We start from the raw sequence: 13750 nt of genomic DNA on the forward strand, positions 1-13750 counted from the left end.
CGCCCGGCGGGCCCGCGGGCCGCGCCCCATTGGGGGCCCGCGCCGCGGCGGTAGCCGCAGCGGTAGCGCTCGCTGCCTGTGGTGTGGCTGTCGTCCTGCTCGGAAGCCGAGGAACGACTGCTTCCGCCGACGCCATGGCGACACTGGGCCGCGCCGCCTTCGCCCTCGGCGGCCCGGTGCACACGCTACTGCTGGGCGGCGTGACGCTCGGCTGGGCACTCACCCTGCACCGAATCGGTGGCAGCAAACCCGCGACCGTGGCCATGGGCATCCTCTCGGCGCTCTGCGTCCTGTCGACGGGTGCTCTGTTCAGCGACGCGCTCGTCCCGCTGGTCCCCATCGGGCGATTTCCCACGATGCTCGGCCTACTGCTCGGCACCGTGCGTTGGCTGCCCCGCCCGGAAACATAGGACGGCGGTGGTGGCCTCGGTCCGCGTGTCGAGCCGAACCGATGCCGGGCAGGCTGATGCGCAACCCGTGCAGCCTGGCCGGCGGCTCGGCGCTGCCACCGACCGCGCCACCGCGCACCGCAGCGATGACCGCCGGCGGCAGCATCGTCAACGTGGCATCCTCCGCAGCCGATCAGGGCGTGGCCGGGCTCGCCGACTATGTGGCCGCCAAACCATGCAGCCGACGGCATCCGTATCAATGCGGTTTTTCCGGAGATCGCTCGGGCCACTTCTGCAGGTTGTCCGAGTCGGCGTAGCGGCAGCGTTCGCGCGACGTCCGCACGAGCCTGCGCACCTGCCCGCTCCAGACCGTCGGTATGGAGCGTCCTATGGTCTCACTGGCAACCCGTAGCCCGGCCGCTGATCGGGCACCGGTGAATCGCCGCTCGCCTACCAGGGCCGTCTGGCCGCTCGTAGTTCAGCCAGGGACATGCCACGACGGCGCCGGACCAGGCTGCGCAGAGTGCCCGCGTGGAGATAGCCGACCTTCGTGGCGACAGCGTCCACCGTCAGTTCGGTGGTCCACAACAGCCGGGTGGCACGCTCGAGCCTGATGTCATCGACGAAATCCTTGGGAGACATGCCCAGTTCGGCGTGCGTGGCGCGTTGCAGGCTCCGCTCGGTGACGCCGAGACCGTGAGCGACCTGCGAAATACTGAACTGTTGATCGAGGTGGTCACGAACCCACCGTTCGAAAGCCGCGGTCAGCGAGTTGCCGCGGGCGACGACCTCCGCTATCGAGAAGTTCGCCTGGGAACTTCGATTGCCCACCGCCATGTACTTGCCTACGAGTTCGGCCAGAGCCGGACTCTTCTCCTGAACCAGCGACAGCGCCAGATCGAGGTGTGACAACGAGGCCCCGGCCGTCGTCACATGATCACTCCGGCACAAGGTCAGACTTTCGTCCAAGCCGACGCGCGGATACCGCTTGCGAAAGCTGGGGCCCAGCCACCAGCTGGTGGTTGCCCGCGCACCGTCCAACACGCCGGCCTCGGCGAGAAAGAAGGTCCCGGTGCACGCGGCGGCGAGGTGGGAGCCGGATGCTCGTGCCTCTCGGATCCGCTGCAGCAAAGCACGATTCGTGGGAGCGGAAACCAGGTCGATCAGAGCTTCCGCGCCGAGCACATTCACCGCCGGAACGACCACGAGGCCCAGGTCACCGGTGAGGTGGTCGAGTCGGGTGGTGGGCACCGTATGCCCGTAACCCGAGCAGACGCTGTCTCCGAGCGAGGCGACTCGCACCCGCCACGGCCCGGGTGGCTCCCGCAGTTCGTCACGCAATGCATTGGCCATTCCGAGGGCCTCCAGGAAGGCGGTGAATCCGAAATCGGCCACCCCGTCCATGACGACGACGGTCACATCCATCCCGGAAGAATACAGAATGAATCAGCCCGAGTCCGCGATTCCCCAGCAATCGTGGAACTCCACCTACCGGCGCGAATCAGTGAAATCACCAGTCGGGCAAGTGCGGTGGCAGCACCAATGCATTGAAACGTTCAACGACATTCGATCGGCATATCGTCGTCTACGAGTATCAGCTTCTCGTATTCCCGCCACTTACGGTTTCCGCGGGGATGACGAGATTCGTTCGGAAATAACAACTCTCGCCGACGACCCGAGTTCGGAGCAGCCAACCGACCGTGGAGGCTGACTCAGACGGACACCAACCCTGTAAAGGGCTCCTGGTACAGGGCGATGAAGGCCGCGATCCGACGCCGAGCCGATTCACCGGCCATCCGAGAAGCCGGGCGCACCGCGGCTCGGTCCGCTGGGAACTCCCGTCCACAGACCGTCCAGAACTCGGCTGACGGCGGGAGATTGCTGCTGTTCCAAGCAGCTTCGCCTTCTACTGTGGCGTAACTGTCGGAGCGCCCGTCGGCCCGCAACATCCACGACGGCACCGGATCCGCGCCGCTCCGCCCCTTGGCGAACACACCCGCCGGGCGCATACTGGCTATGACCACATCGCACGCTCGGCACTAGTGCAATCTTGATCCAACCACGCCGAGGTCCCTCAAATCCTTTCGCGCTCAGCGGCGCGATGAACACCGGTTCAGAGGTGAGACTGTTGTTGACGAGCAACCATTAGAACACCGGCATTCATGGCTCGATCAGCTACCGGGAATCTCACCGAAACCGCGAGGGCCGAACTTTGACAGACTCATACGAAGATGCCCCGCCCTGTTGGCCGAGAATTGGCGACACTCGCGGTCGTGCACTGAGGATTCGAAACCATTCTTCTGCTCGGACAGAACGCCGGCTGCTCGTCACTGGCCAAGAAGAGGTCGGATTGCGGCGACCCGCATTCGATCGAGGCAGGTGATCTCGTGACCGAACCGGCGACCGTCCGACTCGCGTACGCGACAGGGGCGCCGTTCACACCCGCCTCGATCGAGCTGGACATCCGGCGGGTGCGTTTCGCCGAGTCGCTCGGCTACTCCGCCGCCTACACCCAGCACGGATCGTCGGACGCGCTGGCCACGGCGGGGTGGCTACTCGCCGCCACCTCGCGCATCCGGATCGGGCCCGGAATCGTCCCTATTTACACCCGCCCGCCGGCAGCGATGGCCACCGAGGCGATGACCTTCGCCGCCGCGAGTGGCGGGCGTCTCGACCTCGGTCTCGGGCTGTCCTCGAGCACCGCCGGAAAGCGGCTTTGGGGGGTCGGCATGGGCGATCCCCGCGCAGACATGCGCGACTACGTGACGGTGCTGCGCCCGCTGCTCGACGGCCGGGTGGCACCGGCGAGCGCGCGGTGGGGCAACGAGCCGGTGCGGGGCCGGGTCCGTCCCGACCCCGGCACCCGGTTGCCGCTCTATCTCGCTGTGCTCGGCACCGGGATGGCACGCCTGGCCGGGGAGATCGCAGACGGTTTGATCACCTGGATGACGCCCGTCGAATGGGTACGGGACTACATCGTGCCGGCCGCGTCCGAGGGGCGGGCCCGAGCCGGACTCACGATGAAGGGCTTCGACGTCGTCGCCGCGATGCCCGCGGCCGCCACCGACGACGTGGACACCGCCCGGTCGAGCGTACGGGGTTATGCCTGCAACTACTTGGGCGCCGATCGCTACCGAACGATGCTGCGCCGCTGCGGCTTCGGCACCGATGTCGCTGCTTACGACGCGGCTTCCACACACGAGGAGCGTCGCGCTGCGGTCTCCGACCGGTTTGTCGACGCCTACACCGCACTGGGCACGGCGGCGGACGTGCGGGCGGGAGTCGCCCGCTACGCCGCGGCCGGGGCCACGACGGTGCTGCTGGTACACCTCGACCAGACACCGTTCGCGGCAACACTGGAGGCTGCCGCCGGGATGCTGACAGACCCAGCCGCCGGTTGATGAAGTGAATCATCTTCGTTTATGTTCAACCCCGCGGTGCGGCTTCAATATCTGAATATCGGTTGTGTCAAAAGAATTAGCGACCAAAGGCACCCGTCGTGGTACTCTGAACATACCCTACAGAGGGTCCATCGGGGGATGTGTGGCGCGGGGATGGTTGATATCACCATAATCCGAGGAGTCCATTATGATCGAACAGCTCGAAGTCGCACGAGGACTGAAAGACAAGGACTACTTCCGGTCGCTCCAACCAGCGGAACAGGAAGCCATCGTAGCCGCGGGAGGAATTGGCCCCGCTTCCATCACCGACGAATTCCTCGAGTCTGTCAGCAGCGGGCTCGAAGGCGGCACGCCGATGGCCTTTACGACCAGCGCCGTGGAAGAAGAGGAAGAAACCGCCCAGAGGTCCGGCGCATTGATGGTTACGTGCACCTGCTGATCAACCACGAATGATGTGCTCCGGATGAAAGTGAACCATCCGGAGCACACTCAATTAAAGGGACGTCGAAGGCTATGGGCCCTTTGTTATTCGACGCTGCGTGGTGGACTGCATTCACGCTGGAGGAGCGTTGGAGCCGCTGCGAATCGAGTCGGCCCCCGTTACCGCAGATTGAGAGGCCTGCGACTGCTCAGCGCCGCTTGGCGCAGTGGAGGTCCCAGTCCCCGTTTCAGGATGACAAGTACTTTGTCGATCGCCTTGCGCTCGATAATCTGGACGAATCGTCCTTTTCCGCATTGCTCGGCGAATCGGCGGCTTCTCTCCATCGCCGGCTGCCGGAGGTACCGGACTGGCTCGACCGTGTGGAGCGCGCCTTCTCTGCCACGGGAGTCTCCCCTCTAGCGAGCCCGCCGGTAGTTGGGCCGTTGATCGCTAAAATGCATGCCGCGGTAAGTGAAAAGGCCGACGAGTTCTCGCGTGCGTGGCCGAACACGAATATTCAATGGAGACCGGTCGTTGATCAGCTGGTCTCTGCGGCTATCTCTCGTCTCGACGAACAGATCAGTCGAGCGGTGGTTCTGGAAATGCGTGTGGCCGGCCTCCAAGGGACCCTGACGGGCGGAGATTCCCAGGAGCGTTTCGAGAATTTTCTCGACGGTCTACGCGACCCAGGCGATGCGCTGGACTTCTTGCGGCAATATCCTGTGCTCGCGAGATTGCTCATCGAATCGGTTGACGACTGGACAGATGCTGCCGTCGAACTGCTGGAACGACTGTGCACGGACTGGGACCGAATCCGTGCCACATTCTGGTCGGACGGTGACCCAGGGCCGCTGACGAGCGTTGAGGTGGGACTGGGTGACCTGCATCGTCAAGGTCGCGAGGTATGTATCCTGCACTTCGGCTCGAGCGAACGGCTGCTTTATAAACCGCGGTCCCTTCGTATCGACCACCATTTCGCGCTTTTGCTCAATTGGCTGCACGAGAGAGGGGCGCCGGCGTTACGAACCCCAAAGGTACTGGACTGCGGTGGCTACGGTTGGTCTGAGTTTATTTCGGATGCTCCTTGCCGCAACCGAGAGGAAGCATCTCAATTTTATGTTCGTGAGGGATCGCTTCTCGCGGTCCTCTACCTACTGAACGCCAATGATTTCCACCACCAGAACCTGATCGCCGCAGGCGCGCACCCGGTTCTCATCGACCTCGAGACCCTCTGTGGTCCTGATTACGGCCAAGCACAGGCAGACGCTTACGATTCACACTCGGAGTTCGAGCTCAAGAACTCCGTTGTCGACACCTTGCTATTGCCCATATTTCGAGAAGGTGAGGGCGGCCGCGCAATAGACCGCAGCGGTCTCGGTGCGAGGGCGGGGCAGCTGTCGATCGATCCGCTGCCGCGGTGGGAAAATTCTGGCACCGATCAACTGAGACTGTCCTTCGAGCGGCGTCAGCTGTCTACCGCACACAATACTCCCCAGCTGGATGGATCCGCTCTCGATGCGCTTCATTTCATCGCGGACATCGAAGCTGGCTTCACATCGATGTATAGACTGATCGAAGCACGTCGCAACGAACTCTTGTCCTGTGACGGTCCCATATTCGCCATGCGCGATGACGAGGTACGCGTCGTGTTCCGGGCTACTCAGCTCTATGGAAAGATACTTCATCAAAGCTACCATCCTGACTATCTGAGCGACGCTCTCGATCGGGAATGCCTTTTCGATCGGCTCTGGTTCGGCATCGATCGAACAGAGTTTCCCCACATCGCCCGCCGCCTGCTGCAAAACGAGCGCAGGGACCTTTGGCGTGGTGATATTCCGTACTTCGTCACCCAGGTCGACTCACAGGATCTCTGGACGAGCCAGGGTACGCGCCTCGATAAATTCTTCATCCGCTCGGGTTGGGACGTAGTCCGGGATCGGCTGGCATTGTTCGGAGAAGAAGATCTTCGGAGACAGCGCTGGTACGTCAGAGCCTCGATGAGCACGCTGGCGCTCAATAACGTGACCACTTTTCAACGTTATGCGGTGCCTGACGTAACGAGACCCGTCACTCGAGACCGCCTCCTGGCTCAGGCAGTGGGGATCGCAGAGCGACTTATCGAACTCGCTCGGTGGAGAAACAACAGCGCCTCCTGGATCGGGCTGGCGTACGGAGAAAGCCGTGGATGGCAGCTACATCCGCTGAAAACTGACCTGTACAGCGGTCTTCCAGGAATTATTCTATTTCTCTCTTATGCGGAAGCACTGACCGGGCGGGATGAATTCGGGTCCGTCGCGAAAGCGGCCCTGGTAACCCTCAGAAAACAGATGAGCCGTCCGCGAGCTGGGCTGGAATTTGTCGGCGGATTCGACGGCTGGGGCGGACTCATCTACCTGTGGACACATCTCTCGTGTCTCTGGCACGACAAAGATTTGCTGACCGAAACCGAATCCATGGTCTCCCGCGTCGAGGAGCTCGCGAACGCGGACGAACACATGGACATCATCCAGGGGATAGCAGGTGCGATCGTCCCACTCCTGAACCTGCACAAAATGACCGGTGCCGAGCGGCCACTGGATATCGCTCGCGCCCTCGGCGATCGACTCGTAGAGCGGGCACAACCCAGTGCGGGAGGCGTTGGCTGGCTTGGTACGTTGTTCCCTGCTCAACCCCTGACCGGGTTCTCTCATGGCGCATCCGGATTCGCCTGGGCATTGACGGAGCTTTTTGCGAAGACGGGCGATGATGTCTATGCTCACACCGCTCTTCGAGCAGTCGATTTCGAGCGTAGTCACCTTTCATCAGGACATTGGGCAGATCTCAGAAAGTCCCCCGGAGGGGAGGCTTCTCGGAAGATGACTGCCTGGTGCCATGGGGCGTGCGGAATCGGAATGAGCCGCCTGAGCATGCAGAGATACCTCAGCGACGAGATCTTGAAGGAAGATCTGGAGATCGCTCTGCAAACGACGTACCGAGAGGGCTTCGGGGCGAATCACTCACTTTGTCACGGTGACCTGGGATCCCTTGATCTCATTCTGCAAGCCAGTCTCAGCCGACCCACCACGGCCTGGGCGACACGCCTGTCCGAACGCGTATCACAGAGCCTCACCAGTATGGAGGAACACGGCTGGCGTTGTGGCACGCCCCTGGACGTGGAAACTCCCGGCATGATGGACGGGCTCGCCGGGATCGGTTACCAGCTGCTACGTCTCGCCCATCCTCGTCGAATCCCGTCAGTACTGATCTTGGAGGAGCCGAATGGGACATGCTGACTACGCGCCCGGAGAAAGGACATGGCGACATGGCGCAGCGAGATATCAATAGTCTGGAGAGCTTGATCTCCCCCATGACAAGGCGTGAGTTCATGGACGCCTACTGGGGCAAATCGTCCTTGACTTTGCATCGACGAGAACGCGATTACTTCAGCAGCCTATTTTCGCTCGCCGACATGGACGCATGCCTGATGATGGCAGCGAACAGTTCCGATAATGTCCTCCATATCGTCCCGGCTCTGGACAGCGGCCGTAGCGCGACGCTGACCCCGGCAGCGGGGCTGTCCAAGGATCGTTTTTATGATGCATACCTGTCCGGAGATACCATTCGACTGATCGCGGCCGAAAAATTCTGGCTTCCGTTCGGTCGGCTGGCAATCAACCTGCAGAATGCCCTGGGAATGGGCATCGGCTCCAATCTCTTCTTGACGCCCCCTGGGTCGCAAGCTTTCCCGGCGCATATCGATACGCTCGATACATTGGTTGTCCAGTTAGGGGGCTCGAAGCAGTGGCATATCTGGGAGCCGATATACGAGCGCCCGCTGGCATCCCAAATCTCGAACCAGCACCTTGCCGAGAACCTCGAATGGACCGAGGAGAAACTGACACTTCGCGAGAAACCTGTGCTGGAGGCGGGCGATGTCCTCTACCTGCCACGCGGCTACTTTCACAAAGCCATTGCGGGAGACGAGTTCTCATTACACCTGTCGATCACCTTCCATCCGCTCACCTGGGTGGACTTCTTCACAAGAGCTATAGAGCTGGCTGCGCTGGAGAACCCCGAGTTTCGCCAAGATCTACCTCCGGGTTTCGTAGCCGACCGGGAGACGCAGCAGAGCATGGCGCCCATCTTCGAGTTCTTGCGGGCACAGCTCGGCGAAAAGCTATCGTTCGACGCGACTCTTCGATCGTTACTCGAAGAGCAAGTGGGCGCTCGCACCTTTCCTGCGGATGGCCACTTTTCAGTGTTGGCCAATGTGCAGGAGATCGGCCCCGATTCGGCGATCGAGAAACGAAGTGGTCTAGCGTGTCTTGTGGAGAGCTCGGACGACACGGCCGCCATCAGATTCGGTCCGAAGCGTGTCCAAGGCCCGAAGGCGCTCAGCTCCACTCTGGAATATATTCGCGATCACCAGCACTTTCGCATTTGCGATCTCCCCGACGCGATAAGCTCGGAAAGTAAGCTCGTTCTGGTTCGGCGGCTGATTCGCGACGGGCTGTTGAGGCCTTCGTGATTGCACCGTAGTTCCCCGACGCAATCGTTTTCTACTCCATCGCCACCACACACGGAATCCTGCCGGCTGACTGGAGGCGAACCAATGAGTACCCGATGCCAGCAATTCCTGGAAAGAGCCTGAGGTCAACTCCTGTGCCTTGGGTGGACTTCAATGAGTAGCGGCCCTGGTGTTGCGCTCGCTCCAGCACTCTGCTCGCGAGTTCAGCCGCCTTACCGAGGTAAGCCGGTTCCTGAAGTACGCTCGCGGCATGGATAAGGGTGTCCACGCGGCCACTGTTCCCGCAACAAAGATCGTCCGTCTCGGAGAGTGATGGATCAGCCGTGATTTCGAGCAATGAAACGGCCTCGTCCATCCTCGGATCTTGCGAGAGAATTTCACGCAATGCGATACTTCCGAGCGCGATCCCGGCCGCCCCCTTACACCAAGAGCGCCGGGAATTTCTGTTCAGGTGGAGCTGTCTCTCACCATGCGAGGACATGAGAGCCTTGTCAGAGCTGAGATGGTGCTGAAGAAACGTCCGGAGCTGCTGCCGTCCGGTTCTTTCATACAGCTTCACCAGTGCCGTGCAGATTCCGGCCCTACCGTGACAGAAACCGTCTGCGCCTGAACCGGTTGATACCGTCCATCTTTCACTCTGCAGGAGACGCTCCGCACAGCGCAAGGCAAGCTCGATTGGTGACTCTCCACCGAGAATCTCTTCCGGCCGCCGCTCGTCGAGCGCAAGCAACGCGAGCACAGCCCCGGCGCTACCGACCATGACGTCGATTTTCTCGTCCGTAGCGATAGTATCTGGCAGGATCAAGGTAGCCGCGCGCTGCGCGTCGTCCATGATTGACTCGTCCCCCAATAAGTCACCGATCCTCACGAGCGCATAGACGACGGATCCGAGTCCCGTGAGGCCCCCTATCGGCTGCTGGAGACGTTGTGCCCGATTCGGATCCGCAGATATCTCACGGATGTCGGCTCGCAGTGGTGTGATCGCTCGGAGGCAGATGTCACGCCAGCCGTCGCCACCGTAGACTCTCCAAATGCCGGCGAGAAATAGAGCAATTCCGGAAGTCCCGGCATACAGGTGCGGTCCGAGGGGAGCTGACGGGATCGATGGGGTCGGTAGACTTGGGTGATACCAATATGTGCTTCCGTCGCGCGCGATACGCGCGTTCACTCGAAGCACCTCGGCAATATCCAACGCGGCGTTACTCAGTGACGTGTGACCGTGGGGATTCCTATGCCGCTTGGCTGACTCGTCGGACATCACTTGTCTTGTCTGCTAGGCGAGGAGCGAACGTCCTTACTCGTGCCTTTATACTCCGATAGTTTCCCTATGGGAGCTACCGCGCCTGGCGGGCTAGTTTCGCAGCCCGTCCAGAGTCTGCCGGGCCTGGTCCTCCGCAAGGGCGCCGAGTTCGTCCCGGCTCACCGGAGGTTCGCCCGGCGCGCGCAGGACGGCGACTTCCACACGCACGGAGACGTTGCTGTCCTGTACGCCCACGATGCAGGTCAGGGCATTGCCGGTTGGACTCGTCGCGGTGTGCCAGTATGCCCGAGCCCCGATTCCGGCGAGGTCACCGGAGGCCCGTCCCGAGCCCGAGGCGGTGTCGGTCTGTTTCCAGTCGTCGTATGCCGGGTCCGACGTGGCGCCGGTGAACTCGGCCTGGAGTCCGATCCCGGCCTCGTCGACAGTGGCGTCGCCGGGGATGGTCGAGTCGCTGATATAGCGAATGGAGCAGGACAGGTTGCCGCCGTCGTAGTCGTCGGGCGGGTATTCCCGGTGCTGCGGGGGCTCTTTCGGTGTGGACGACCATTTGTGCAGACGTGTGCCGTCGACGAGGGCGCACGCGTCGGTGACCCTCGTCATCGTGTAGTTCCCAGGCGCGGGCTCCCGGCGAGTCGTCGTGGCGGGAGCCGCGGGCGAGGTCGCGCTGTTCGATGACGGCGGCGCGGCGGATCGACTGTCGCCGCCGTTCACGGACAGGCCGATGACCACGCCGACGGCCAGCGTCGCCGCCAGTCCGAGTACGCCGAGGATGATCAGGCGCGTCCTGCCGCCGGAAGCGGGAGCGGCAGGCGACCCGGACCCTCGCCCGGCCGGGCGTATCCGGAGACCTGCTGCCAGGGTTCCGCACTGGGCGGAATATGCCCGAATGGAAGCTCGGTGGGCGGCGACACAGGTTGCCGCACAATAGGTTCGGCATTCTCCCCCGTCGGCTGTCCATCCGGCCCGTGCTGGGATTCGGTCATCCCCTCCCCCGTCCGATTCCACGACCGACTGCCACGCCGATCATCGACTCCGAGACGATCATATTCCGCCGCGCGTGCGGCGGGCACACGAACATGTCGTGGCAGGTCTTCGCCGCGGGCTTGAGCGCAGTGCACGCCGACACGGCGGTACTTACCGCGTGGCGCGGCGGTCTAGGCGACGCGGTGGTGACTTGCCGGGCGTTGGTGTCCGAACGATTTCGCCGGATCCCGTGGTGCGGTGCGCAGTTCGTCGTGATCGCCTCTGCGCTCGACGGCACCGCGACGGGCATCCCGCACAGAGCGAGACCCCAGCCGGTGTGGGACTCCGTCACCCGGCGAACCACGACCCGCGGGCCACCGCGAGCCATCCGCGGAACGCGCGTTGGCGGCTTCGGTTGGGATGTGACGGTGAGACCTGCTGCGCGACAGGCCTTCCGGTGTGCTGTGGCGGGCGTGGACCGTCCCGGTGCGCCTTGCTCGTACCGGTGGATCTGCGACGACGTCACGGTGGTGGTTCTGTTCGGTTGTCGAGTGCGAATCCCCGGAGGCCCGGCCGTGCCGCTCGTCAGGTGGGCGCGGCGGGGTTCATCCGCACCCCGGCGCCGCCTTCGGACTCCCAGCGTTGTTCTGCGCGACCGGTTTCCACGCCGACGTCGTCACGGTGTGGTGCGGCGACGGCGAGCAGAGACTCGACGGTCGAGGTGTTGTCGGGGTCGGCCGCTGCCGTCATGACGGCGTGGGCCGAGCCGGGGTCGGTACGCGGTGGGATGACCAGCAGCGCGAGGGCCGCGCCGTCGAGCGCGAGGACATCGATGGTGTCGGCCGACCGGTGCCGGTATCCGTCGAGGCGCACCTGTCTGCCTCCGAGTGCGGCTTTACCGGGCGCCGGCGCCCAGCTGTCGAGGTGGTAGATCACGCGATGGATCGGCCCGAGCCGGGCGGTGAGCACGGCGAGCAGATCGGGGAGCTCGGCGACGAGGTCATCGCCGCGCGGCCACCAGGCGCCGTCGACGGACACGGTGTGGCGAGATTCGGGCGCGACTCGAAGCCTGGGACTGTCGGCGAAGGTCTTGTGCCGCGCCGCGATGGCGGAGGTCGGTGGTGTCATCGTGGACGCTCCTGTCTCGGCCGGGAACGATCGTGCCGGTCGCGGTCCCGATCGCCTGAATGCTGACGATCCCTCGGATCACTGTGGTCCTTCGAGTACACGCCGATCGGCCACCGGTGTCAACATTGTAGAACTACGTCTCATGACTACGTCTCATGACTACGTCGGTTCACATGCAAAAGGCACCCTCTTCCGGGTCTCACCGAGGATCTACACGCCTTGACCCGCCCCGACGCCCTGTTCCGCATGCCCGCGCTGTGCTGCGCCGAAGCCGCTGCCGACGCGGGTAACAACACCGACCTGGCGGCTGATCGGGCGCCCCACGACTCGGCTCATCGACACCCTGCGCACGCTGTTCCGAACAGCCCCCGGCGGAGCAGCGGCCCGTTCGGCGCTGCCCCGCCGCACCTCATCTGGAGGGAAACCACCACGGCGTATCGAATTGGGCGTCTCCAGCTTCGGCAACACCACCGCCCACTCCGACGGCGGCCACGGACCCGACCGACCATGCCGTTCACAACGCCCTGAAATCGGCCCGCCCTCGCCGACGAGGTCGGTTTATTCGTTGTCCGCGGTCTAGTAACCCGGCTGGGCCCACTCCCCCGGGTCCTCATGCGGGTGGCGCCGCGGGTGCGGGCGAGATCTCGGATGCGGACGAGAAGGAGCCTCCGTCGAACTGTCACCAGGCGGGCCCTGGCGACTCTGATCCCCGTACCCCGGATGCGGAGGAAACGGCCGCGGAGGCATCGGCTGCGCGGACAACCGTCCCGCTTCCTCCGCCGCCGGGACATCGACATCGGTCCAGCCCGGCACTGACAGTACTGCTCCTACCACGGCCGCCGCGGCGAACCCGACGGTGATGGCGCGCTGCATCATGGTGACCCTCTCTCACTGAGAAATGGCACAACCGATCAACCGGACCAGCGTAGAAGCGGCCCGCAGGCGAACCCGGGAACTGTCGATCACGCGGCGATTTCGGCACCGGGCAGGCGACGGCCTGTCCGGGCTGCCGGGTTTGGTGATGTACCAGCAGGGCAGCCCGAGGGTGCCGGGGTGGGTCGAGACCACGGCTCCCCTCGGCCCCGTCGGGGTGTCAGCGGCGGCCGCGGCGGCGACGGCCATCGGCCCGGCGGCCATCCGTCCTGGCCTGTCCCACGGTGGCAGCGAGCATGTCCAAGCCCGCGTCACGAATGAGGACGTCCAACTCCTCGAGGACCTCGCCCACGGCCGCACCGGCCGCACGCATCTGCGGGGCAGTCGCGTCGGAACGGTCGAACACCCCGCACAGCGTGTGCAGTTGCAGACCGACCTCGAACAGCTGCCGCACCAGCCGGTCGTTGGCATCGGCGAACACCGGCCGATCACTCGACGGTTCGGAGACCGCGGTGACTGTGGTGGCGGGTTCCGGTGCGTCAGCGATCCATGCGGCGGAAACGGGCAGTACCACGTCGTTCATCCGAACCTCCCGAGGCTGCCGGCGGGCGAGATCCGGAGCTGCAGCGAGGAACTCGGGAAGACGTTGCACACCACAAGGTGTCGCCCCTCAGCCTACGCGGGCTCACACCATGGATCGGCTTCCATCGGTAGCCGAGGTGGGACAGGCTGCGCCGCGAGACGGTGCGCCTCCACACGTGCCGTTGCCGACTGCGCGCGCGTCAGTCCGGCAGGCGTCGTCCGCCG

At 63.7% G+C, this 13750-nt stretch carries 11 protein-coding genes; 6 read left to right on the forward strand and 5 right to left on the reverse strand.

Annotated features, from left to right (window positions below; translation table 11 throughout):
* Both QH470_RS03700 and QH470_RS03705 read left to right on the forward strand, forming a co-directional pair.
* Positions 1-410 (forward strand): hypothetical protein (locus QH470_RS03700; RefSeq protein ID WP_280270825.1); only part of this gene is annotated, 410 nt, incomplete at its 5' end.
* A 41-nt stretch (positions 411-451) separates the two neighbouring features.
* On the forward strand, positions 452-706 hold the full coding sequence (locus tag QH470_RS03705) for a hypothetical protein (RefSeq protein WP_280270826.1): 255 nt from the start codon (positions 452-454) through the stop codon (positions 704-706).
* Positions 707-839: 133 nt separating this feature from the next.
* Here QH470_RS03705 and QH470_RS03710 read toward each other — a convergent pair whose 3' ends face one another.
* A complete protein-coding gene (locus QH470_RS03710) occupies positions 840-1814 on the reverse strand; it encodes a GlxA family transcriptional regulator (protein ID WP_280270827.1) in 975 nt (324 codons plus the stop codon).
* 962 nt (positions 1815-2776) lie between these two features.
* On the opposite strand from QH470_RS03710, the gene QH470_RS03715 reads away from it, so the two are divergent.
* The 4 genes from QH470_RS03715 (at position 2777) to QH470_RS03730 (ending at position 8718) form a co-directional block, all read left to right on the forward strand.
* Positions 2777-3790 (forward strand): LLM class flavin-dependent oxidoreductase, encoded by a 1014-nt coding sequence (locus tag QH470_RS03715; protein WP_280270828.1) that lies wholly within the window; start codon positions 2777-2779, stop codon positions 3788-3790.
* Between the two features lie 187 nt (positions 3791-3977).
* A complete protein-coding gene (locus QH470_RS03720; protein WP_280270829.1) occupies positions 3978-4229 on the forward strand; it encodes a hypothetical protein in 252 nt (83 codons plus the stop codon).
* Positions 4230-4429: 200 nt separating this feature from the next.
* On the forward strand, positions 4430-7483 hold the full coding sequence (locus QH470_RS03725; protein ID WP_280270830.1) for a type 2 lanthipeptide synthetase LanM family protein: 3054 nt from the start codon (positions 4430-4432) through the stop codon (positions 7481-7483).
* Positions 7477-8718: a JmjC domain-containing protein gene (locus QH470_RS03730; RefSeq protein ID WP_280270831.1), complete on the forward strand. Its 1242-nt coding sequence runs from the start codon at positions 7477-7479 to the stop codon at positions 8716-8718. Before QH470_RS03725 ends, QH470_RS03730 begins: the two co-directional genes overlap by 7 nt.
* A 31-nt stretch (positions 8719-8749) precedes the next feature.
* On the opposite strand, the gene QH470_RS03735 is transcribed toward QH470_RS03730, so the two are convergent.
* From QH470_RS03735 to QH470_RS03750, 4 genes are all read right to left on the reverse strand, one after another.
* On the reverse strand, positions 8750-9976 hold the full coding sequence (locus QH470_RS03735; RefSeq protein ID WP_280270844.1) for a lanthionine synthetase LanC family protein: 1227 nt from the start codon (positions 9974-9976) through the stop codon (positions 8750-8752).
* 93 nt (positions 9977-10069) lie between these two features.
* Positions 10070-10579 (reverse strand): hypothetical protein, encoded by a 510-nt coding sequence (locus tag QH470_RS03740; RefSeq protein ID WP_280270832.1) that lies wholly within the window; start codon positions 10577-10579, stop codon positions 10070-10072.
* A 948-nt stretch (positions 10580-11527) separates the two neighbouring features.
* On the reverse strand, positions 11528-12070 hold the full coding sequence (locus QH470_RS03745; protein ID WP_280270833.1) for a DUF5994 family protein: 543 nt from the start codon (positions 12068-12070) through the stop codon (positions 11528-11530).
* 1093 nt (positions 12071-13163) lie between these two features.
* Positions 13164-13526, reverse strand: coding sequence for a hypothetical protein (locus QH470_RS03750; protein ID WP_280270834.1), 363 nt, complete (start codon positions 13524-13526; stop codon positions 13164-13166).
* Positions 13527-13750 lie beyond the last annotated feature (224 nt).

Origin of the sequence: Nocardia wallacei, from assembly GCF_029868745.1 — a bacterium.
GTDB lineage: Bacteria > Actinomycetota > Actinomycetes > Mycobacteriales > Mycobacteriaceae > Nocardia > Nocardia wallacei_B.